Origin of the sequence: Leisingera daeponensis (assembly GCF_019801465.1) — a bacterium.
Taxonomy (GTDB): Bacteria; Pseudomonadota; Alphaproteobacteria; order Rhodobacterales; family Rhodobacteraceae; genus Leisingera; species Leisingera daeponensis_A.
Genome location: NZ_JAHVJA010000008.1, coordinates 60807 through 82150 on the forward strand (window position 1 = coordinate 60807; position 21344 = coordinate 82150).

19 protein-coding genes are annotated in these 21344 nt (G+C 67.6%); 13 read left to right on the forward strand and 6 right to left on the reverse strand.

Annotation, left to right across the window (positions count from 1 at the left end; translation table 11 throughout):
* Positions 1-22 precede the first annotated feature (22 nt).
* Positions 23-673 carry a hypothetical protein gene (locus KUV26_RS16285; RefSeq protein ID WP_222509107.1) on the reverse strand — a complete coding sequence of 217 codons (651 nt, stop codon included), beginning with the start codon at positions 671-673 and terminating at the stop codon, positions 23-25.
* Positions 670-1650 carry a helix-turn-helix transcriptional regulator gene (locus tag KUV26_RS16290; protein ID WP_261399092.1) on the reverse strand — a complete coding sequence of 327 codons (981 nt, stop codon included), beginning with the start codon at positions 1648-1650 and terminating at the stop codon, positions 670-672. The genes KUV26_RS16285 and KUV26_RS16290 overlap by 4 nt, the downstream gene beginning before the upstream one ends.
* Positions 1651-2463: 813 nt before the next feature.
* On the opposite strand from KUV26_RS16290, the gene KUV26_RS16295 reads away from it, so the two are divergent.
* Complete coding sequence (locus KUV26_RS16295; protein ID WP_261399942.1) at positions 2464-3123, forward strand: helix-turn-helix transcriptional regulator; 660 nt, start codon at positions 2464-2466, stop codon at positions 3121-3123.
* 263 nt (positions 3124-3386) lie between these two features.
* On the opposite strand, the gene KUV26_RS16300 is transcribed toward KUV26_RS16295, so the two are convergent.
* Positions 3387-4628 carry a glycosyltransferase family 4 protein gene (locus KUV26_RS16300; RefSeq protein ID WP_222509109.1) on the reverse strand — a complete coding sequence of 414 codons (1242 nt, stop codon included), beginning with the start codon at positions 4626-4628 and terminating at the stop codon, positions 3387-3389.
* A gap of 138 nt (positions 4629-4766) precedes the next feature.
* Here KUV26_RS16300 and rfbC point away from each other — a divergent pair, with 138 nt between their 5' ends.
* From rfbC to rfbA, 4 genes are all read left to right on the forward strand, one after another.
* Positions 4767-5321 (forward strand): dTDP-4-dehydrorhamnose 3,5-epimerase, encoded by a 555-nt coding sequence (gene rfbC, locus KUV26_RS16305; protein WP_222509110.1) that lies wholly within the window; start codon positions 4767-4769, stop codon positions 5319-5321.
* A 3-nt stretch (positions 5322-5324) separates the two neighbouring features.
* Positions 5325-6377, forward strand: a complete 1053-nt coding sequence (gene rfbB, locus KUV26_RS16310; RefSeq protein ID WP_222509111.1) for a dTDP-glucose 4,6-dehydratase — start codon at positions 5325-5327, stop codon at positions 6375-6377.
* 103 nt (positions 6378-6480) lie between these two features.
* Positions 6481-7332, forward strand: coding sequence for a dTDP-4-dehydrorhamnose reductase (rfbD, locus tag KUV26_RS16315; RefSeq protein ID WP_222509112.1), 852 nt, complete (start codon positions 6481-6483; stop codon positions 7330-7332).
* Entirely contained in the window at positions 7329-8201 is an 873-nt protein-coding gene (rfbA, locus tag KUV26_RS16320; RefSeq protein ID WP_222509113.1) for a glucose-1-phosphate thymidylyltransferase RfbA, read from the forward strand. The genes rfbD and rfbA overlap by 4 nt, the downstream gene beginning before the upstream one ends.
* Positions 8202-8356: 155 nt before the next feature.
* On the opposite strand, the gene KUV26_RS16325 is transcribed toward rfbA, so the two are convergent.
* On the reverse strand, positions 8357-9475 hold the full coding sequence (locus KUV26_RS16325; protein ID WP_222509114.1) for a polysaccharide biosynthesis/export family protein: 1119 nt from the start codon (positions 9473-9475) through the stop codon (positions 8357-8359).
* A gap of 125 nt (positions 9476-9600) precedes the next feature.
* Here KUV26_RS16325 and KUV26_RS16330 point away from each other — a divergent pair, with 125 nt between their 5' ends.
* From KUV26_RS16330 to KUV26_RS16360, 7 genes are all read left to right on the forward strand, one after another.
* Positions 9601-10473 (forward strand): NAD-dependent epimerase/dehydratase family protein, encoded by an 873-nt coding sequence (locus KUV26_RS16330; protein WP_222509115.1) that lies wholly within the window; start codon positions 9601-9603, stop codon positions 10471-10473.
* Positions 10470-11081: a sugar transferase gene (locus tag KUV26_RS16335; RefSeq protein ID WP_222509116.1), complete on the forward strand. Its 612-nt coding sequence runs from the start codon at positions 10470-10472 to the stop codon at positions 11079-11081. The genes KUV26_RS16330 and KUV26_RS16335 overlap by 4 nt, the downstream gene beginning before the upstream one ends.
* A gap of 120 nt (positions 11082-11201) precedes the next feature.
* Positions 11202-11372 carry a hypothetical protein gene (locus tag KUV26_RS16340; protein ID WP_222509117.1) on the forward strand — a complete coding sequence of 57 codons (171 nt, stop codon included), beginning with the start codon at positions 11202-11204 and terminating at the stop codon, positions 11370-11372.
* Positions 11360-13240 (forward strand): polysaccharide biosynthesis protein, encoded by a 1881-nt coding sequence (locus KUV26_RS16345; protein ID WP_222509118.1) that lies wholly within the window; start codon positions 11360-11362, stop codon positions 13238-13240. The genes KUV26_RS16340 and KUV26_RS16345 overlap by 13 nt, the downstream gene beginning before the upstream one ends.
* Before the next feature lie 185 nt (positions 13241-13425).
* Positions 13426-15669 carry a YjbH domain-containing protein gene (locus KUV26_RS16350; protein ID WP_222509119.1) on the forward strand — a complete coding sequence of 748 codons (2244 nt, stop codon included), beginning with the start codon at positions 13426-13428 and terminating at the stop codon, positions 15667-15669.
* A 2-nt stretch (positions 15670-15671) separates the two neighbouring features.
* Positions 15672-16361, forward strand: a complete 690-nt coding sequence (locus KUV26_RS16355; RefSeq protein ID WP_261399943.1) for a YjbF family lipoprotein — start codon at positions 15672-15674, stop codon at positions 16359-16361.
* Between the two features lie 173 nt (positions 16362-16534).
* A complete protein-coding gene (locus tag KUV26_RS16360) occupies positions 16535-16768 on the forward strand; it encodes a hypothetical protein (protein ID WP_222509121.1) in 234 nt (77 codons plus the stop codon).
* A 364-nt stretch (positions 16769-17132) separates the two neighbouring features.
* Here KUV26_RS16360 and KUV26_RS16365 read toward each other — a convergent pair whose 3' ends face one another.
* Both KUV26_RS16365 and xrtE read right to left on the reverse strand, forming a co-directional pair.
* On the reverse strand, positions 17133-17633 hold the full coding sequence (locus KUV26_RS16365) for a hypothetical protein (RefSeq protein ID WP_222509122.1): 501 nt from the start codon (positions 17631-17633) through the stop codon (positions 17133-17135).
* A gap of 191 nt (positions 17634-17824) precedes the next feature.
* Positions 17825-19426: an exosortase E/protease, VPEID-CTERM system gene (gene xrtE, locus KUV26_RS16370; RefSeq protein ID WP_222509123.1), complete on the reverse strand. Its 1602-nt coding sequence runs from the start codon at positions 19424-19426 to the stop codon at positions 17825-17827.
* Between the two features lie 469 nt (positions 19427-19895).
* On the opposite strand from xrtE, the gene KUV26_RS16375 reads away from it, so the two are divergent.
* Positions 19896-21329: a mannose-1-phosphate guanylyltransferase/mannose-6-phosphate isomerase gene (locus KUV26_RS16375; RefSeq protein WP_222509124.1), complete on the forward strand. Its 1434-nt coding sequence runs from the start codon at positions 19896-19898 to the stop codon at positions 21327-21329.
* The last annotated feature ends 15 nt before the right edge of the window (positions 21330-21344 follow it).

Consider the following 21344-nt stretch of genomic DNA (forward strand, 5'->3'; position numbering starts at 1 on the left):
CCAAATGGGGACAAAATGCGGTTTACAGGGCGGGCAGCTGCCAGCCGGTGCGGCTTTCGACAGCCGCGGCGGCGGCCTGCGCCGCCTCCTGCAGGGGCGCATGCCAGTAGACCCCGGCCGCCAGCCCGGCGGCCGCCAGCAGGAGCGCCGCAGCGGCCGGCCCGGGGCGGCGGCGGCGCGGCCTGGGCAGGGCCTGGGCCAGCGCCTCGCCCACCGCGGCCTTCAGCACCGGCTCGAACTCGATCCGGAGCGCCCCTTCCATCCGGTTCACCGCCTCTTCCAGCTGGTCGATGCGGGCGGTGAGCGCGGCGCGGTCGGCCGCGGCCTTCTGCGCGTGGCGCTCGCCCAGCCCCTCGTTGAGGGTGGCGAACATCTCCACGATGCGCTTGTGCAGCTCCACCAGGTCGGCCTGGGCGGCCAGCGGCACCTCGCCCTGGCGCAGCACATTGGCGATCTGCGCCAGCACCGCGTTGCTCAGCCGCGGCGGCTGCACCGGCTGGCCCTGGGATTTGTCCTGTGCGGGCGCGGCCTGAGCGGTCCCGGCTGCTGCGGGTGCGGCCTGGGCCGCCTGGGCCGCCTGGGCCGGTTCGGCCCGGGTCTGCGCGGTCCGGGTCTGCGTTTGGGCCGGCGCGGGCGGGCCCTGGAACGGGGTCTCCTGTGCCATCTTGTTCATGACGCTCTCCCCAGCGAGGCCTGCCAGGTCAGCCGCTGGGCCATTTCAGCGCGGCCGGGCGCCTGCATCTTGGCCAGCACCCGCTTGGCATAGGTGTTGAAGGTCTGCACCTTGAGGCCGGCGATATGCGCCGCCTCGCGGTTGGAGAGCCCCAGCTGAATCAGCGCCGCCACCCGCGCCTCGGCCGGCGACAGCCCCATCTTCTGGGCCAGCATCTCGATGCGGCGGCGGTCCGGCTGGCGCGGCAGGATCGCCACCACCAGCGGCTGGCCGGAGCCGGCGCAGCGGTAGCGGGTCAGCGACACCGGCAGCCGCATGCCGCTCTTGCGGTCCTCCAGGAACAGGATCAGCTCGCGCGGCGGCTGGCCGGCGCCGGCCGCGCCGCCGCGGCGGTTGCGGGCGCATTCGGCCACCGCCGCGTAGAAGCCCGCGGTCTCGCCCGGGCGGGCGCAGCTGAGGCGGCCGGAGTGGTCGCTGAGCAGGTCGCCGCCGTCGAGCATGTCGCGGCCCGATTCATTGCAATGCAGCAGCGCGCCCTCGGCATTGAGCACCAGCACCGCCGAGTCGGTCTTCTTGGAGACCGTCCACAGCAGCGCGCTGGTCACCGCCGCCTGGGTTTCGCCCGCCAGCTCGCGCAGGGAATCCTCGCGCAGCACCGGCCAGATCGCCTGCAGGATGTCGCCGCAATGGGCATCATGCGGGCCGCCTTCCAGCTTCAGCGCGATCAGGTCCTCGCTGCCGTCCTCGAAGCTGCAGGAAAACAGCGCCCAGCCGCAATCCGCCGCCAGCTCCGCGGCCAGTTCCGCCAGCCGCGGCTGCTCTGCGGCGGCCAGCTGCGCAGCCAGCATCCGGGCCGCCGCGCCGCCGGACCGGCGGCTGCGGAAGGCGGTGGCGCTGCCGGGCTGCAGCTGGCGCCGCAGCACCGCCGCCGCGGCGCTGGAACAGGCGCCGCCGAGGCGGGGATCGCTGGTCAGCACCGGGGCGCGCCGGTGCCCGGGCTGAACCAGTGCCAGGTGTGTCAGGGATGAGATTTGCCTCTGGAGAGACCGCGTGAAAAACAACCTGCCCGTTTGCGAAACGGACGCACTCAACATAACCATGTTGCCCCCCGGCATGACATAATGAATGTCTTGAGGGTAGCACGCTGGCGGCAGGGTCAAACCGGGCAGAGGGGGTACGCCAAAGGCCTGGCGGCCGGGGATCCGGGGGCAGGCCTTGGGGTCAAAATACCACCATGGGGGTAGCGCCACGCGGCGGGAACGGCGAATCGCTGAAACCCTGGGTTGTTTTGATGATTGATTCAGATTTCTTAAAATTGCAGAAACCCAAATGGAAACACTGCGTTTCCGCTTTGGGAACAATGCCAAGGGAGTAGGGCAGCCCGGGCAGATCGCGTGGGAAAACAGCCGGATAAGGCGGAACCGCGGGCCGCGCCTGCGGCGGCCCTGCCAAAAAGCACTGCTCCGGGAGGGGAAGTTTCTTAACAATAAAGGATAGATTCGCTACGGTTTATCCACAGCAATGCGCATCAGAAGTGTTTGAACGCTGGCGTGCGCTGCCTGGCCCGGGACGTTTTTTCCGGGCGTGTTCTGTATTTATCACGATCCGGAAACGGCGGCGCGGGGGCGCTGCCGGGGCCCAGGCGGCGGCAAGCAGGTGAAGTGTGTTCCGGGGGGCGGCAGCGCATTGCCAATCCGGCGGTCTGCGGGGGCGGGCCGGCGGCAGCAGCGCGCTCCAGGGGGACGGGCCGGATCCGGGATCCGGCATGTTACGAGTAAAGGAGTTTTTTTATGCCTGTTCACGTTGTGGGGGAAAGCAGGCTTCTCAGGGATATGTTTCTGACCATCTGTGAAGCGAATGACTATGAAACCGGGCGCTGCTGCGGCGCCCTGGCGGAACTGCCGCAGCTGCCGTCCCAGGATATGGTCCTGTGCTACAGCCATGGCACTGGCGAGGCGCTGCTGGAGGAGATGCAGGCCTTCCGCGCCCGCAACGGCGCGGTGCCGCTGATCCTGATCACCGGCGATGACTGCCCGGCCGCCGCCCAGGTGCGGCTCAGCCGCTATGCCGAGGCGGTGATCCCGGAGCGCAAATCGGCCGGCGCGCTGATCGCGGCGCTGCAGGTGGTGCAGGACGGCTACCGTATCGTGCTGTCGGGCGCGGCAGGCGGCGCGCCGGACGCCCCGGACGGAGCGGAGCCGCAGACGGCAGAAGCGGCGGCGCCCGCCAGCCCGCCGCCGCGGCACGGGCTGTCGGACCGCGAGCGGCTGATCCTGGCCAAGCTGACCGAAGGCGCCACCAACAAGAGCATCGCCAATGAGCTGGGGATCTGCGAAGCCACGGTGAAAGTGCATCTGCGCACCTGCTTCCGCAAGATCGGCGCCAAGAACCGCACCCAGGCCGCGCTCTGGGCCTCCGAGCAGCTGCCGCCGCAGGCGCCCCGCCACTGACCGCGGCCGCCGGCCGCACGCGCTGCGCCGGACATGCAACAGGCGTCCCGGCCCTGCGGCCGGAGGCGCCGCTTGCCGGATGCGGGCGGGGCCGGGGCCCGCCGCATCCGGCCGGTATCGCAAGCCGGTGTTTCTGAAAAGCCCCGGGGCGCCGCTCTTGACCCGACCCGGGAACTGGCCCGAATAGAGCCTGATTTTCCGCCTCGGGGTCAGATCCTGATCCGCCGCGCCTCGGGCTAGATCTCAATTCTCCGCGCCTCCGGCTAGATCTTAATTCTCCGCGCCTCCGGCACGAGATCATTGATCCGGGCGATATGCTCCGGCAGGCAGCGGCTCAGGAAATCATACTTCTCCACCACATGGGCGCGGGCATTGGGGCCGATATGGGCGTAGTCCCCGGGATTGGCCAGCACGTCCGCCACCTGATCGGCGAGCTTTTCCGGGCTGAAGAAATCGACCAGCAGCCCGGTCTCGCCATGGCTGATCGCCTCGCGCACCGGCGCCACGTCGGCCGCCACCACCGTCGCCTGCATCGCCATCGATTCCAGGAGCGACCAGCTGAGCACGAAGGGCATCGTCAGGTAGATGTGGCAGCGGCTGATCTGGATGATCCGGGTGAGGTCGGCGTAGGGCACCCTGCCGAGGAAATGCACCCGGCTCCAGTCGACGCTGCCGCCCAGCTCGTCCTCCATCTCGCCGCGCAAGCCCGCGGGGTGTTTGCTTTCGGCGCCGTAGGAGGTCTCGTTGCCGCCGATCATCAGGATGCGCGCATCCGGGCGCTGCGCCTGGATCCGGGGCAGGGCGCGCATCATGATGTGGAAGCCGCGGGCGCGCTCCATGTTGCGGGCGATGTAGGTCACCACCTCGTCCTCGCGGGTGAGCGGGCGCTCCAGCCGCCCGAGGCTCACCGAGGCCTGCGGATCGGGGCGCAGCGTGTCGGTGCGGATGCCGTCATGGCAGAGATACATGCGGGAATGGAAGCTTTCCGGGAAGCGGTCGCGCTGCCAGGCGGTGGGCACATGGCCCAGATCGACCTGCTCGATGCTGGCGTAAGGCACAGAGTTGCGCGCCTCGGCAAAGAAATAGGCCTGGTCGTTGGCCGGGTTTTCCGGATCGAAGCCGACCAGCCCGCCGGTGGTGCGGTAGAAATACTCGAAGAAGCCGATCACCGGCACATCCGGGTAGGGGTCCTTCATGAACATCAGTTCGCCCCAGCCGGTGTGGCCGATGATGATGTCGGGGGTGAAGCCCTCCGCCTTCAGCTGCCGCGCCGCCAGCGCCGCGCCGAGGCCGGTGCCGGCCGCTGCCTCCCAGTCCTTGGAGAGGCCGAAGGCGTCCTGTTCCGGGGTGCGGAAGGGCTTGTAGACAACGGTTTTGATGCCCTTCAGCTGCACGCCTTCGCGCTGGGTCAGAAAGACGATCTCATGCTGCCCTTGCGCCGCCAGCCAGGGGGCAAGCTCGCGGTACTGGCCGGGCATGTTCTGATGCACAAACAGGATTTTCATGGAACCATGCTTGCCGGGGCCGGCAGCGGGATGCAAGCGCGGGGCGCGCGCGGGCGGAGTTCTGCCGCGGCTGTTGCCCTGCCGCCAGCGCGGGGCTAGGAGTGGCACAGGCTTGGATGCGATGACGTGAGGGCGGGAATGCAGATTGAGGAAACGGGTCTGCCGGGGCTGAAGGTGCTGACACCGGCGCGGTTCGGCGATGCGCGCGGGTTTTTCAGCGAAAGCTGGAACCGGCGGCGGATGCAGGAGGCCGGGATCGACCTGGATTTCGTGCAGGACAACCACTCGCTGTCGCGCGAGGCCGGCACCCTGCGGGGCCTGCATTTCCAGGCGCCGCCCCATGCCCAGGACAAGCTGGTGCGCTGCGGCCGCGGCGCGCTGTTCGACGTGGCGGTGGATATCCGCAAGGGCTCGCCCAGCTGCGGCAATTGGTTCGGCATCGAGCTGAGCGCGGAGAACGGCAGGCAGCTCCTGGTGCCCAAGGGCTTCCTGCACGGGTTTATCACCCGGGTGCCGGACACCGAGGTGGTCTATAAATGCACCGATTATTATGCGCCCGACTGCGACGGCGCGGTGGCCTGGGACAGCTGCGGCATCGACTGGGATTTCGGGGGCACGCCGGTGCTCAGCGAAAAGGACGCCGCAGCGCCCGCGCTTGCGGATTTCGACAGCCCGTTCACCTGGGAAGGATAAGCCATGAAACTGCTTGTGACCGGCGGCGCCGGCTTTATCGGATCCGCGGTGGTGCGGCTGGCGGTCCAGCGCGGCCATCAGGTGGTGAATGTGGATGCGCTCACCTATGCCGCCTGCCTCGACAATGTGGCGGAGGCGGCGCAGAGCCCGGATTATGCTTTCGAGCAGTGCGACATCCGCGACCGCGCCGCATTAGACACTGTTTTCGAGCGCCACCAGCCCGACGCGGTGATGCATCTGGCGGCCGAGAGCCACGTGGACCGCTCGATCGACGGGCCGGGCGATTTCATCGAGACCAATATCACCGGCACCTTCAACATGCTGGAGGCGGCCCGGAAATACTGGATGCAGGCGGGCAAGCCCGAAGCCTTCCGCTTTCACCACATCTCGACCGATGAGGTCTACGGCTCGCTGCCCGCCGACCCCGCCGTGCAGTTCACCGAGGAGACCGCTTACGATCCGCGCTCGCCCTATTCGGCCAGCAAGGCCGCCAGCGACCATCTGGTGCGGGCCTGGGCCGAGACCTACGGGCTGCCGGTGGTGCTGACCAACTGCTCCAACAACTACGGGCCCTATCATTTCCCGGAGAAGCTCATTCCGGTGGTCATTCTCAATGCGCTGGCGGGCAAGCCGCTGCCGATCTACGGCGACGGCTCCAACGTGCGCGACTGGCTCTATGTGGAGGACCACGCGGATGCGCTGCTCTTGGTGGTGCAGAAGGGCGCATTGGGCCGCTCCTATAATATCGGCGGCGAGAACGAGCGGTCGAACCTGGAGCTGGTGAACACCCTGTGCGGGATCCTGGATCAGAAACGCCCGCGTGCGGATGGGAAGTCTTACAAAGACCAGATCACCTTTGTCACCGACCGCCCGGGCCATGACGCGCGTTATGCGATCGACCCCAGCCGCATCCGCGAGGAACTGGGCTGGCGGCCCTCGGTGACGGTGGAGGAAGGGCTGGAGAAGACGGTGCAATGGTATCTCGACAACGAGGCTTGGTGGCGCGCCCTGCAGCACCGCGACGGCGTCGGCCAGCGGCTGGGCACCGGCAAGTGAAGGCGTTCCGGCTGTTCCGGCTGGAAAGCCTGCCTCCGGCGGGGGTATTTTGGGCAAGAGGAAAGCCCGGCGCAAAACCGGGCGCAGCATAAAGGACGCGGGCATGACCATCCTGGTTTTCGGCAAGACCGGCCAGCTGGCGCAGGAACTGGCAGTTTATGACGGCGTCATCTGCCTGGGCCGGGATCAGGCGGATCTGAGCCATCCGGCGGCCTGCGCCGCCGCCATCCGCCAGGCCGCGCCGCAGGCGGTGATCAATGCCGCCGCCTATACCGCCGTGGACAAGGCGGAAGAGGAAGAGGCGCTGGCCAATGTGATTAACGGCGCCGCGCCCGGCGCGATGGCGGCCGCCTGCGCGGAAACGGGCATTCCCTTTGTCACCGTCTCCACCGATTACGTCTTTGACGGCAGCGGCGAAGCGCCCTGGCAGCCCGGCGATGCCACCGCGCCCCTGAACGCCTATGGCCGCTCCAAGCTGGCAGGCGAGGAGATGGTGCGCGCGGCGGGCGGCACCTATGCCATTTTGCGCACCTCCTGGGTGGTGTCGGCGCATGGGACCAACTTCGTGAAAACCATGCTGCGCCTGGGGAAAGAGCGCGAGCGGCTGACCATCGTCGCGGATCAGACCGGCGCGCCGACCCCGGCGCGGGACATTGCCGCCGCCTGCCTGGAAATCGCGCGGCAGCTGGCGGAGGATCCGGGAAAGTCCGGCACCTATCATTTTGCCGGGCAGCCCGAGACCAGCTGGGCGGATTTCGCGCGCGGGATCTTTGCCCGCGCGAGGGTAGATTGCGCGGTGGAAGACATCCCCACCTCCGCTTATCCGACGCCCGCGGCGCGGCCCTTGAATTCGCGCCTCGGCTGCACGTCTCTGGAGACGGTTTTTAACATCCCGCAGCCGGACTGGCGGCCGGGGCTGGATCAGATTTTGAAAGACTTGGGAGAGCTCTCATGACCGCAAGAAAAGGCATCATCCTGGCAGGCGGCTCCGGCACCCGGCTCTATCCGATCACCATGGCGGTGTCGAAACAGCTCTTGCCGCTCTATGACAAGCCGATGATCTATTACCCGCTCAGCGTGCTGATGCTGGCGGGCATCCGCGAGATCTGCGTGATCACCACGCCGCAGGACCAGGAGCAGTTCATCCGCCTGCTGGGCGACGGCAGCCAGTGGGGGGTGGAGCTGACGTATGTGGTGCAGCCCTCGCCCGACGGTCTGGCGCAGGCCTTCATCCTGGCGGAAGACTTCCTGGATGGCGCCGCCTCGGCGCTGGTTCTGGGCGACAATATCTTCTTCGGCCACGGGCTGCCGGAACTGCTGGCGGCTGCGGACGGGCAGGGATCCGGCGGCACCGTGTTCGGCTATCATGTGGCGGACCCGGAACGCTATGGGGTGGTGGCCTTCGGGGCGGATGGCACGGCCCGGGAAATCATCGAGAAGCCGCCGGTGCCGCCGTCGAACTATGCGGTGACCGGGCTGTACTTCCTGGACGGCAGCGCGCCGGAGCGGGCGCGGGCGGTGAAACCTTCGCCCCGCGGCGAGCTGGAGATCACCGATCTGCTGCAAAGCTATCTGAACGAAGGCGCCTTGCGGGTCGAGACCATGGGGCGGGGCTATGCCTGGCTCGATACCGGCACCCATGGCTCGCTTCTGGACGCCGGCAATTTCGTGCGCACCCTGGAGCAGCGCCAGGGGCTGCAGACCGGCTGCCTGGAGGAAATCGCCTATGAGGCGGGCTGGATCGATGCGGCGCAGCTGCAGGCCCGGGCGGAGAAATTCGCCAAGAATGCCTATGGCGCCTATCTGGAAAGGCTCCTGAAGTAGGCCTGCCTGTTAGGCAAGCTTGGAAGAGCTGCTGAGAAGGCCTTGAAGGGCAGGTGCGCCTTCAAGGCCTTTTTTAATTTTGCTCAGGCTGTCCGCGTCAAGGACAGGCGCGCTTCGCGGCGTCTTGCGGCCTCCTTGCCCCGGGCGGGGAGGATTTACTCGATCACGCCGGCGCGGCTGAAGACACCGAAGAAGTTGCCGAAGATGTTGGAGACGGTCAGCACGTCGTTAACCGGCGATTCGGTTGCCATCACCAGGTCGCCCGGGTTGATCTGGAACTGGCGCGCCGAGAACAGCCCGTCCGCCGAGGTCAGATCCAGCGAGAACACCACCCGCTGCTGGCGCGGGCCGCGCACCCCCGGCGCAATGGCGGACGCGGGGTATTCGCGCAGGATCAGCAGGCCCTTGGGATCGGCCTTGCCGTCCTGGAAGCCGCCGGCCACCGACATTGCATCCATCGCCGACATCTCGTCCTTGGTGAAGATGTGCAGGTCTTCCCGGCCGGTGGCGCCGAAGGAGAGGAAATAACGCTCGTCCTCCTCGACAAACACCCGGTCGCCGCCGCGCAGCAGGGTGTCGAGACGGGGATTGTTCAGCAGGGTGTCGACCGAGGTGCCATAGATCGACTGGCCGCGCACCAGCCGGATCTGCGGGTTGTTGAGGCTGGAGCTGATGCCGCCGCCCGCCGAAATGAGCCCCATCACCGTGTAGTTGCGGTCGGGCATCGGATAGGTGCCGGGCTGGGCGACGCCGGAAACCAGGTCGACCGAATTGTTGCGCCCCTCGGCCATCGCCAGCTGCACCTGGGCCGAAGGCACCACCGGCTCCAGCGCCTCCTGCAGCTTGCGGCGCGCCAGGTCCGGGGTCAGCCCGTTGACGTTCACATCGCCCACATAGGGCATGAAGATGGTGCCGTTGGCGGCCACCTTCATATCCTGCAGCTGCACCATTTTCTGTTCCGTCGCGGTCAGCAGCGAGTTGTCGTTGCTGTCCCAGATGCTGAGGGACAGGAGATCGCCGGGCTGGATGATCTGGGTCTTGGCGCCCTGGTGGCCGTGCAGCCAGCCGAGCCGCTCCTGCTTGCCGGTCGGCGGCCAGGCCGCCACCGCCGGCAGCAGCGCCCGGTTCACTTTATAAAGCGCGAAATTGGCATCCGCCTCGCCCGATTCCTTCAGGATCTCCTCGCTGGCGGGGGCGCCGCCGGGCAGGCGGGAGCAGGCTGCGGGCAGAAGGCAGAGGCCGGCAGCCGCCAGCCAGGGAAGAAGTTTCAGCATCGGGAGCCTGTCATTGAAGCGCTCTGGGAACCGCCATGGCATCTGCCGGGGGAACCGCTTTGATTTTTGTCCGGGCAAAGGATACTGGGCTGGGCAAGAGGGTTCAACAGGAACGGGCAGCAGGGATGGCGAAAGACGCCGTATTGGTTCTGGGCGCAACAGGGCGCATCGGGCGGCTGCTGCAGCTTTGCCCGCCTGAAGGGCTGGCGCTGCGGCTGCAGGCGCGCCGGGCGCAGGCTGCTGCCGGCAAGCCGGACGCCGGCTGGCGCCTGTTCGATCCGCTGGAAGACCCGGCGGCGCTGGCCCGCGCCGCAACTGGCGCCGCCGCGGTTCTCTGCCTGGCCGGGCCGGTGCCCGGACGGGGCGCCGGGGAGATGGCGGACCATATCCGCCTGGGCGAAGCGGCGGTGCGGGCCGGCGCAGGCGCGGGCGCAAGGGTGCTGCTGGCGTCCTCGGCGGCGGTCTACGGCGCCGGGTCCGGCCTGCTGGCGGAGGACGCCCCGCTGCATCCCGCCAGCGCCTATGGCGCAGCCAAGGCAGAGATGGAGGCCCGCGCCGCGGCGCTCGGGGCAGAGCTGGGCGTGCCGGTCTGTTCCCTGCGGATCGGAAATACCGCCGGCTTCGACGCGATCCTTGGCGGCTGGCGGCCGGGCTTCAGCCTCGACCGGTTCGCCGATGGCGCCACCCCGCGGCGCAGCTATATCGGGGCGCGCAGCCTGGCGCAGGTGCTGGGCGCGCTGCTGCAACGGCCCGCGCTGCCGCCCGCACTGAATGTCGCGCAGCCCGGCACGGTGGAGATGGCGGCGCTGCTGCAGGCGGCGGGCCTGCCCTTTGCCGCGCGCCCGGCGCCCGGCACCGCAATCCCCGAGGTGGCCCTGGATGTGTCCCGGCTGCAGGCGCTGCTGCCGGTGCCGCTTGCCCCGGCGGATGCGGCACAGCTGGCAGCGGAATGGGCCGGATTAGAGCCGCAATTGAGACAGGAGCAGAGCCGCCGATGACTTGGCGCAAACGGATTTTCGACCTTTTCTTTGCCAGCCTGCTGATCGTGGTGCTGGGCCCCATTCTGCTGCTGCTGCTTGTGTGGCTCCTGTGGAAGGAGGGGCGGCCGCTGTTCTATGTGGCGGAGCGGATGAAGGGGGTGGACCAGCCTTTCAGCTTATGGAAGCTCCGGACCATGACGGTGGTGGAGACGGACACCGGGGTGTCGGGCGGCGACAAGTCGGCGCGCATCACAAGGACCGGCGCCTGGCTGCGCTCCAAGCGGCTGGATGAGTTCCCGCAGCTGTGGAACATCCTCAAGGGGGACATCTCCTTTGTCGGGCCGCGCCCGCCCCTGCGCCAGTATGTCGAGGCGCATCCGGAGCTTTATGCAAAGGTGCTGAAATCGCGCCCCGGCGTCACCGGCCTTGCCTCGATCACCTATCACAAGCATGAGGCGGCGCTGCTGGCGCGCTGCGGCAGCCCGGAGGAGACCCATGCGGTCTATTCCCGCCTTTGCGTGCCGGTGAAGGCGCGGCTGGACCTGATCTACCAGCGGCATCAGAGCATGTGCTTCGATTTCGACATCGTGTTCCAGACCATTGGCAATATATTCCGCCGCGGGTAGACACGGATTCGGCGATTCCCGCATAGCCTGCACCGCCCGGCCGGGGCAGGCGCCCCGGGGCGCAGGGGCATCCGGCGGGTTTCCGCCGCCGGCCGTTTTGCCGGATGGGGAAAACCGGCTATGATAGAAACTGTGTTTTATGGGCCGCGCACCGGATTTCAGCGCATCGGGGCCGTGTTTGATTTACTTTTTTCTGCTATCCGGCAGCAGGGCGCTGCCGGGACAGGCAAGCGGAATAACAACAGGGCAGAAATGCAGGCACTCAAGGGCAAACAGGCATGTACAACCTGATCAGCGCGCTGTCGCGCAAGCAGAAATCCTGCGTCTTCCTGGCGGTGGACCTGGCGCTGCTGCCGCTGGCGCTGCTGTTCACCCTGCAGGTGCAGCCGCTGCCCGACCCGGCGCTGGCCACCCTGGGGCTGCTCCTGCCGGTGCTGCCCTATGTGATTGCCGGTGCCGCCGGGCTGGCCCTGTGGCTGGGGCTGCCCCATGTGCAGCTCAACGCCTATGAGCGCCATGCCGCGGCGCAAAGCGCGCTGCTGGCGGGCGGCACCGCGCTGGGGCTGGCGGCGCTCACCGCCGCCTTCGGGCCGCCGCTGGGCCCGGGCACCCATATGGTGTTTGCGATCTGCTATTTCCTGTTCATGGTGGTTGCCCGCGCCGCGATGCTGCAGCTGGTGCTGATGGTCTACCGCCGCGCCAAGCCGCGCTGCCGGGTGCTGATCTACGGCGCCGGCAATACCGGCACCCAGCTGGCGCAGGCGCTGAAGGCGCATGACGGCATCGACCCGGTCGCTTTTGCCGATGACAATTCCTCGCTGCAGGGGCTGACCCTGGTCGGGCTGCCGGTGTTCGCGCCCAGCCGGATTGCCGAGATCGTGCAGGCCCGCGGCATCCGCCGGGTGCTGCTGGCGATGCCCTCGCAGAGCCAGCCGCGCCAGGCGCAGATCACCCAGCGGCTGCAGAAACTGGGGCTGGAGGTGCAGGCGCTGCCCTCCTTCGCCCAGCTGATCGGCGAGGAGGCGCTGGTCGACAAGCTGACGCCGGTGGCGCCGCAGGCCTTCCTGGGCCGGGCGGCGCGCGACGTGCCGCTGAAGGAGGCAGCGGGCTCCTACCAGGGCAAATCGGTGCTGGTCTCCGGCGCCGGCGGCTCGATCGGCTCGGAGCTGTGCCGCCAGGTGCTGGCCTGCCGCCCGTCCAAACTGGTGCTGTTCGAGCTCAGCGAGCTGGCGCTTTACACCGTGCATCAGGAGCTGGGGCCGCTGGCCGGGGAGGCGGGCATCGAGCTGGTGCCGGTGCTGGGCTCGGTCACCGACCCGCGCCAGGTGCGGATGGTGCTGAATGCCCATGAGGTGCAGGTGGTGCTGCATGCGGCGGCCTATAAACATGTGCCGCTGGTCGAGGCGAACCCGCTGCCGGGGCTGGCCAACAATGTCTTCGGCACCCAGACCCTGGCGCGCGCGGCGGCCAGGGCAGGGGTGGAGCGTTTCATCCTGATCTCCTCCGACAAGGCGGTGAACCCGGCCAATGTGATGGGCGCCTCCAAGCGGATGGCGGAGCTGATCGTGCAGGATCTGGCCACCCGCTTCGGCGGCCGCACGGTGTTCACCATGGTGCGCTTCGGCAATGTGCTGGGCTCTTCCGGCTCGGTGGTGCCGCTGTTCCAGGAGCAGATCAGCCGCGGCGGCCCGGTCACCGTGACCGATCCCAATGTGCGCCGCTTCTTCATGACCATCAGCGAGGCGGTGCAGCTGGTGCTGCAGGCGGGCGACATGGCCAAGGGCGGCGAGGTCTTCGTGCTGGACATGGGCGAGCCGGTGCCGATCCTGCAGCTGGCCCGCCAGGTGATCGAAAGCGCGGGCCACAGCGTGCGCGACGCGGACAATCCCGGCGGCGATATCGCCATCGAGATCATCGGGCTGCGGCCCGGCGAGAAGATGGAGGAAGAACTGACGCTGAGCGAGGAGCTGATCCACACCCGCCATCAGAAGATCTTCTGCGCCCGCGAAACCGTGCTGTCGGAGATCGAGGTGGCGGGCTTCCTGCGCAGCCTGCGCCAGGCGGTGGCGGCGGGCGACGAGGCGGCGGCGCTGCAGGTGGTGCGGCACTGGGTCGAGGGCTATTGCCAGCCGCCGGCTGCGGAGCGCAAGAGCTCCTGACCGCCTTCAGGCGGCCCGGGGAGCGGTCCGGAGTGCGGCCTGAGGGCTGCAGCGGCCGCAAATCCGCGGTCCCCGGCGCCGGCGGCAATTGATCCGCTGCCGCCGCCATGGTCTAAGCGGGCAACAGACAACAGGCCGGGACCGCGGAGACCGGCGGCAGGCAGTTCCAAAAGGCAGGTTTCCCCGTGACCCCGATCAAGACCCTACTGCGCAGGACCGGAGCTATTGGCGGTGCCGTGCGGGCCGCGGCGGCGCTGCTGTGCCTCACCGCCGCCCCGGGGCAGGCTGAGCGGCCGGAGATCACCCGCGATGATCCGCAGGCGGCGCCGGGCACGGAAGCCGCGGCGCCGCGGCTGAAGCCGCTGCCGCCGCCCAGCCTCAACTTCTACGGCAGCCCCGGCATCATCGACATGCCGAGCGCGGAAATGCTGCCCGACGGCCAGTATGCGGTCAGCTATTCCTGGTTCGCGGGCCAGAGCCGCTACAACATCACCTTCCAGGCGCTGCCCTGGCTCAGCGCCTCCTTCCGCTACAACGGAATCAAGAGCAACGGCGCGCTGATCGCCGGGTTCCAAACCTATTACGACCGCGGCTTCGATGTGCGCGCCCGGCTCTGGCGCGAGCGGCGCTGGCTGCCCGAGGTCACCATGGGTCTGCAGGATTTTGCCGGCACCGGGATCTATGCGGCGGAGTATTTCGTCGCCACCAAGCGGTTCGAGGCCGCCGCCCTGGGCTGGGGCCGCGGGCCCGGCCGGCTGAAGGTCTCGGCAGGCCTCGGCTGGGGGCGGCTCGGCAGCCACGGCGCCATCGGCTCCATCGGCAGCCGCCCGTCCTTCGTGGCCGGCGACACCGGCGGCGAGCTGGCCACCGACCAGTGGTTCCGCGGCGATGTGGCGCCCTTTGCCGGCTTTGAGTGGCAGCCCGACGAGCGCTGGAGCCTGAAGGCGGAATATTCCACCGACGCCTATGCGCTGGAAACCGGGGCGCCGGATGTCTTCGAGCGCAAATCCTCGCTGAACTTCGGGATGGAATACCAGTATTCCGACCGGGTGCGCCTGGGCGCCTATTACCTCTACGGCTCCGAGATCGGTCTGACCGCACAGATCCAGCTCAACCCGAAACACCCGCCCGCCCCGATGGCGGTGCCGGCGCCGCCTCCCGTCATCCCGCGCAGCCAATGGGCTACGGAAGAGGCGCACTGGCGCCAGGACTGGGCCGCCAGCGAGGCCGCGTCCCGCACCGTCCGCGACCGGGCCGCCGAGGCGCTGAAGGCAGACGGGCTGGTGCTGGAGGCGGTCACCCTGACCGGCACCAGCGCCGAGCTGCGCTACCGCAACATCCGCTACCGCTCGCAGAGCCAGGCGGCGGGCCGCGCCGCCCGCGCCCTGGCGCAGACCATGCCGCCCTCGGTGGAGACCTTCCGGCTGGTGCCGGTGCACCGCGGCACCGGGCTTTCGGCCATTGAAATCCGCCGCTCCGACCTGGAGGCGCTGGAGTTCGACCCCGACGCAGCAGATGCGCTGATGGCCTCCGCCGGGGTGCAGGATGCCGGGGCGCTGCCGCCGGAGGCGCTGTTCTCCGGCGGGCTGTACCCGGCCTTTGCCACCTCCGTCAGCCCCTATACCCAGCCCGCCTATTTCGACCCGGAAAAGCCGTTCCGGATCGATGCGGGCATCGATTTCGCAGCGTCTTATGCGCCGGCCCCGGGCTGGCGCATCGCCGGCACCATCCGCCAGCGGCTGGCCGGCAATGTGAAGAACGGCCGCGCCTCCAACTCGGTGCTGCCGCATGTGCGCACCGACCAGAGCGAATACGCCCAGTTCGGCACCACCCTGGAGAATCTCTATGTGAGCCGCCTGTGGAAACCCGGCCGCAATCTCTATGCCCGTGCCACCGCCGGCCTGTTCGAGGCGATGTACGGCGGCGTCTCCGGCGAGCTGCTGTGGAAGCCGGTGAACAGCCGCATCGGTTTCGGGCTGGAGGCCAACTATGTGGTGCAGCGCGATTTCGACCAGCGGTTCTCCTTCCGCGATTACAAGACCTTCACCGGCCATGCCTCGGCCTATGCCGAGCTGGGCAAGGGCTATCTGCTGCAGGTTGACGCGGGCCGCTACCTGGCCGGCGACTACGGCGGCACCGTCAGCCTGAACCGGGAGTTCGGCAACGGCTTCCTGGTCGGCGCCTTCTTCACGCTGACCGATGTCTCGGCCGAGGATTTCGGCGAGGGCTCCTTTGACAAGGGATTCGTCTTCCGCATCCCGGTCGACTGGCTCCTGGGCAAGCCGTCGCGCTCCGGCTTCGGCCTGACCATCCGCCCGACCCAGCGCGACGGCGGCCAGCGGGTGGCGGTGCCGGACCGGCTTTACGGGCCGGTGCGCGAGGCCCACCGCAAGAGCCTGGAAGACCAGCGCGCGAGGTTCTGGGAATGAGCATGAACATGATCCGGAAGGCCGCCGCCGCCCTGGCCGCTGCGCTGCTGCTGGCGGGCTGCAGCAAGGGGCCGGAAAAGACCAAGGCCGGGCTGGAAGTGGTGCAGGCGGTGGCCGAGCAGTTCAGCCGCCGCCGCAGCGCGCCGCCGCCGCCAGCGGAGCTGACCCGGGCGCTGCTGGACAAGCAGACCCAGGCCTATATCGAGGTCACCATCGAGAACCGCGGGGCCACGGCCTATCTGACCCGCGCCCTGGAGCGCCGCGACAGCCATCCCGGGCAGGTTGAGGTCTGGCGCACCCAGGACAATGTCTCGGTTGCCCTGCGCCAGGGCATGGTGATTGCCACCCGCGGCCTGGGCGGCGGGCTGTTGTCGGCTGAGGTGCCGGCCGCGGACGGCGCGGGCGGCCCGGCGCGCGGCGGCGCCCGGCGCTATACCGTGCGCGCCGACGGCAACGGCCAGCGGGTGCTGAACATGGCCTGCAGCCTGCACGACCTGGGCCCGGAACCGGTGGAAATTGTCGAGATCACCCATCCGGCCCGCCATCTGCAGGAGCGCTGCGAAGGGGCCGGCGGGGTGGTGGTCAACGACTACTGGGTTGATTCCCGCGCCGGGAGCCTCCAGGTCTGGCAATCGCGGCAGTGGGCAGGCCCGGAGACCGGATATCTGCGAATCCGCCAGCTGCGGCAGTGAGGCGGCGGCGGTTTTCCGCCCCGCCGCCGCGGCATTGCGGCAACGGGCGGAAAAAATCCGCGATGCAAACGGGTTTTCAACAGTTTTGCCGCTATTCCATACGTTGAAATAACAATCCGCCTCTCATAAGATCGCCTCAACGCATCTTTCACAGTTCTCCAAAGGAGTTTGAAATGAAACATCTTCTCACCGCCCTGACCCTGGCCGCGATGGCTTCGGCCGCCCAGGCCGGCAACCTGGAGTCCGTCCCGGCCGCTCCGGTCGTCGTCGCAGACGAAAGCCTCAGCAACGCTGGCGGCCTGAGCGCAGGCGCCGTTGCCGGCGCCCTGGCCGGCCTGGCTGCGCTTGCCCTGATCGCCAACGACGACGATTCCGTCAGCACCACCACCACCACCACCACCAACTGATCTTCCGGTCTGCCGCCAGACCGGCGGCACCGCCATCTTTTGGAAACGGGCCTCAGCTGAGGCCCGTTTTTGTTTTCCGCTGCAGGCGGTTCTTTAAATTATTATTCATAATACGGATTATACGAATTTATTGTGCGCCCGGCCGCATTCCAATCTGCATTGCGGCAAATCCCCTATCCTCCTGAAAAGAATGGAGACCGGAAGCCGGCTTGCTCAGCGCCTGATTTCGAGTGTGCGGCGCGCGGGCCTGCTGACCGTGAAGGAACCAGCGCAGAAGATCATGCCCCCGCCGCGGAGCTGCGCAGCGGGCGCGTTATAATCAGCCGGGAACGGTCCCCTGCCCGCGACGTGCAAACGGGCAGGCTCAGGCGCTGCGGCAGGCCGGCACGCCCATGCGGATGATCTCGCTGCCTTTGATCTTGTGGACCCCGGAAATCCGGTTGCGGCCTTCGGCCATGAACCAGCTCTTCAGCGGCGCCGGATAATATTGCGCCATCACCCGGCTGAAATAATCGAACTTATCCTGCGCCAGGCGGCGGCCGCCGCGCGAGGGGCCGTGGAAGCCGAAGGTGGTGGCCGGGTCGACGCAGGCGCCCGGCAGTCCGAGAAACATGGTGCAGGTGGAGTAGCAGACCTTGCCGCGGATCTCGACCCGGACGCCGTTCTGCTGCAGGTTTTTCAGTTCGATCAGCCGGTCATGCAGATAGCCGCCGCGGTCGCTGCCGACCACATAGGTCTGCTGGGCGGCGGCGGCGGCGGGCTGCAGCACCATCAGGGCCAGCCCAAGGGCGGCCGCGGCTTTTGCAGCGGTGCGGCTGCGGCCCAGCAGGGCGGCTGCCGAAGATGCGATGTTCTGTGCCAGCATGGTCAGGCCTCCAAAGCGTTAACGGGCGTTGGAGACTGATTAAGAAAGCGTTGCGCGCTGACCGGGTTGCAGATGTGGCAAAAGTTAGTACATTATCAACACTTTAGCACTCATGTTAGGAAAATTTTAAGGGTCTGCGCCCGGCCCGGAAGCCCGGTTCCGGCGGCACGGACCGGGTCGGGCTGGCCGGATCAGAGCAGGCTGAAATCCATCGCGGCGAGAGCGGCGGCGGCAATCAGGGCATTGGCCAGCATATGCGCCTGCACCGCGCCGCCAGGGCGGCGGGTGCGCAGGTAGAGCAGCCCGAAGACGGCCCCGGCCAGGCCCCCGGCCAGCCAGCGGCCGTGCAGCGCGGCAAACAGCAGGCTGCTGGCCAGCAGCCCGGCCAGGCGCCGCCAGGCGGGCGCGCCGGGCCCGCCGGCCAGGCGCTCCAGCACATAGGCGCGGAAGAACAGCTCCTCGATCACCGGCACCAGCAGCACCGTGCCCAGCAGGCGGCAGAGGATCCAGAACAGATCCGGCGCCGCGGTGCCGCCGCCGGGGCTTTCCGGCGCCGTCCACAGCCACAGCGCCGCCACCGCACCGCCCGCCAGCCAGTCCAGCGGCCCGGCCCGCCAGCTGAACGCCCGCAGCGCGGGCCAGAACAGCATCAGCCCCAGCAGCATCAGCGCCGCCCGCAGCGGGTAGCCGTCGGCGGGGGTTTCCCAGAACAGCGGCGTCAGCGTGCCGCTGATCATGAAGAGGATGAAGGGCACGATCCTGGCAAACAGCGGATCCGCCGTCAGGGAGGGGGCGGATTGGGAAGAAGACCCGGCAATGCTCCTCTGGAAGAAGGCCATGTTGTGCGCGATGCCCAGAACCGCAAATGCCAGCAGAGAGAACAGAAGCCAGCCCGCGTAGGAATGGAACCCCTCCACTGCCAATTCAGGCGAGACATAGGCACCGAGCCAGATCAGCACGGAAATGCGCAGGATGTTGAAGGCCCAGCTGAGGCTGACCGCCAGCGGGAACAGAACCAGCCAATAGGGTTTCATGCGCAGCGCTGGACGGGCCAATAGAGCATAAATACCCATGAAAACCGTCATCAGGGCCACGCCTTCGGCGCCGGAACACCCCGCGGCAACACGGACGGCAAAATCGTTGAGGCCGATGACACGGTCTCCAGGCAGGCTGGAGATTTCCGTTCCGGCTGCGGAAAAAACCAGGCTCACTGCCTCGAATGTCAACTGGGTCAAGGCCCGGTTTTCGCCCCAAAGCCAGCCGGTGGCTTCAACCACCAGCGGGAGCAGAAAACAACCGGCGGCGACAAGCGGCAGGAAGGCGTCACTGCCTAGAAACCATTGTTTCCAGGCGCGCAAGGGCAAGAGCCAGAGCGCAGCGCCGAGGAAGGCAAGCGCTGCGCCAGCCAGAAACAGTGGCGCCGCCCAGCTGAAGCGCGCTTCCAGTTCCGGAAGCGAGAACCACCAAAGCGGGGCGAACAGCAGTCCCGCCCCCAGCAGATGCAGCCCGGCTGAGAGGATGCGGCGGGGCGGTTCTGTGTCCGCCAGGCGCATATAGCTCTGCCAGATCCGGGGGCGGAACGCCGCCATCAGAATGACAGCCAGACTCATGAAGATAACGCTCAGGGGAAGCGTTCGCATGCCTCGGCAGAGCATATATGCATTCACGTTGCCGCAGAAGAACTGGCCCTCCTTGTGGGTTAGAAGGCGGATGGCCACTGCCTCGGCCACAGCCGCCAGCAAAAAAACGGCCAGACGCAAGAATACCGGCCTGGAGATCAGCCCCTGCCTCATGGTCTCTCCTTTGAATGGATTTTGAGAACAGGGCGATAGGCCTGTCCCGGTTTTGCACTGCTCCAGGCTCTGTACATATGCGGCTTGAACTGCGAAGGCCAAGGGGTTTCCCGGCCGCAGGTTGCGCCGTATCAGGCCAGCTCAGCCTGAAAGCCCGATATTGCGCCAGCGCGGCGGTGTTCCGCCGGTCGGTGGCAAGACCCGCCTGGCCCAAGAGTACCGATATCGCTGCCCTGGCTGTTTGGCCGTGTTCATTTTTCATCCCGAAGAATCTTCTGGGCCGGCAGCCGAAAGCTCACCGCACTCAAACATCGCGTTTCTTCGCAGTTTTTCAGTCTGGAAGTTGCGCTTCCGCTCATGTCCCTAAACCATATGATGAAATTTTTGCTGCGGCACAGCCCTAAGGCTTGTCAGTGAGGCGAGCATTCACTAGGACCGGATGCAAGCGAGCTTTGATCGAGTATTAGTCATGTTGATTACTCCCGTCCTCCTCTGCGGAGGCTCCGGAACCCGTTTGTGGCCCTTGTCGCGCAAGAGTTATCCCAAGCAGTTCGTGCCCCTGATGGGGGAAGAGACCCTGTTCCAGGCCTCGGCCCGGCGGCTGGCGGGGCAGACAGACAGCCTGCGCTTTGCCGCGCCGATGGTGCTGACCAATTCCGGTTTCCGCTTCATCGTCGCCGAGCAGCTGCAGGCCATCGGCATCGACCCCGGCGCCATCCTGATCGAGCCGGAGGGGCGCAACACCGCGCCTGCGGTGCTGGCCGCCGCCCTGCGCGCCCAGGCGGAAGATCCCGGTGCGGTGCTGCTGGTGGCGCCTTCGGACCATGTGGTTCCCGACACCGCGGCCTTCCATGCCGCCGTTGCCAAGGGCCTTGAGGCGGTGGCGGAGGGCCGGCTGGTCACCTTCGGCATCACCCCGGCCCATGCCGAAACCGCCTATGGCTATCTGGAACTGGCCGCCTTGCCGGGGCCGGACGGCGCCGCGGTGCCGCTCAAGCAGTTCGTGGAAAAGCCGGATGCCGCCCGCGCCGCCGACATGCTGGCGGCAGGCAATTTCAAGTGGAACGCGGGCATCTTCCTGTTCCGGGCCGCCGATATCATTGCCGCTTTCGAGACCCATGCGCCTGCGCTGACCGCCCCGGTGCAGGCGGCACTGGACCAGGCTCAGCCCGATCTCGGCTTCCTGCGCCTGGCGCCGGAGCCCTGGGGCCGCGCCGAGGATATCTCGATCGATTATGCGGTGATGGAAAAAGCGGAAAACCTGTCTGTGGTGCCCTTTGATGCGGCCTGGTCCGACCTGGGCGGCTGGGACGCGGTCTGGCGCGGGAGCGGGCCGGATGCGGAGGGTGTCGTTACCAGCGGCGGCGCCACCGCGATCGACTGCCGCGACACGCTGCTGCGCGCCGACAGCGAACGGCTGGAAGTGGTCGGCATCGGCCTGGACGGCATCATGGCGGTGGCGATGAACGACGCGGTGCTGGTGGCCGACAAGTCGCGCGCCCAGGACGTCAAGCTGGCGGTGGCGGCGCTGAAGAAGAAGGGCGCCTCCCAGGCCACCCAGTTCCCCAAGGACCACCGCCCCTGGGGCTGGTTCGAGAGCCTGGCGGTGGGCGAGCGGTTCCAGGTGAAGCGGATCCTGGTGCATCCCGGCGCGGCGCTGAGCCTGCAAAGCCATGTCCACCGCTCCGAGCACTGGATCGTGGTCGAGGGGACCGCCAAGGTGACGGTGGACGGCGAGGTGAAACTCGTGACCGAAAACGAAAGCGTCTATGTGCCGCTGGGCGCGGTGCACCGGATGGAGAACCCCGGCAAGGTGCCGATGGTTCTGATTGAAGTGCAGACCGGCGCCTATGTCGGCGAGGATGACATCGTGCGCTACGAAGATGTCTATGCGCGCGGTTAACTGGAAAGAACGTTC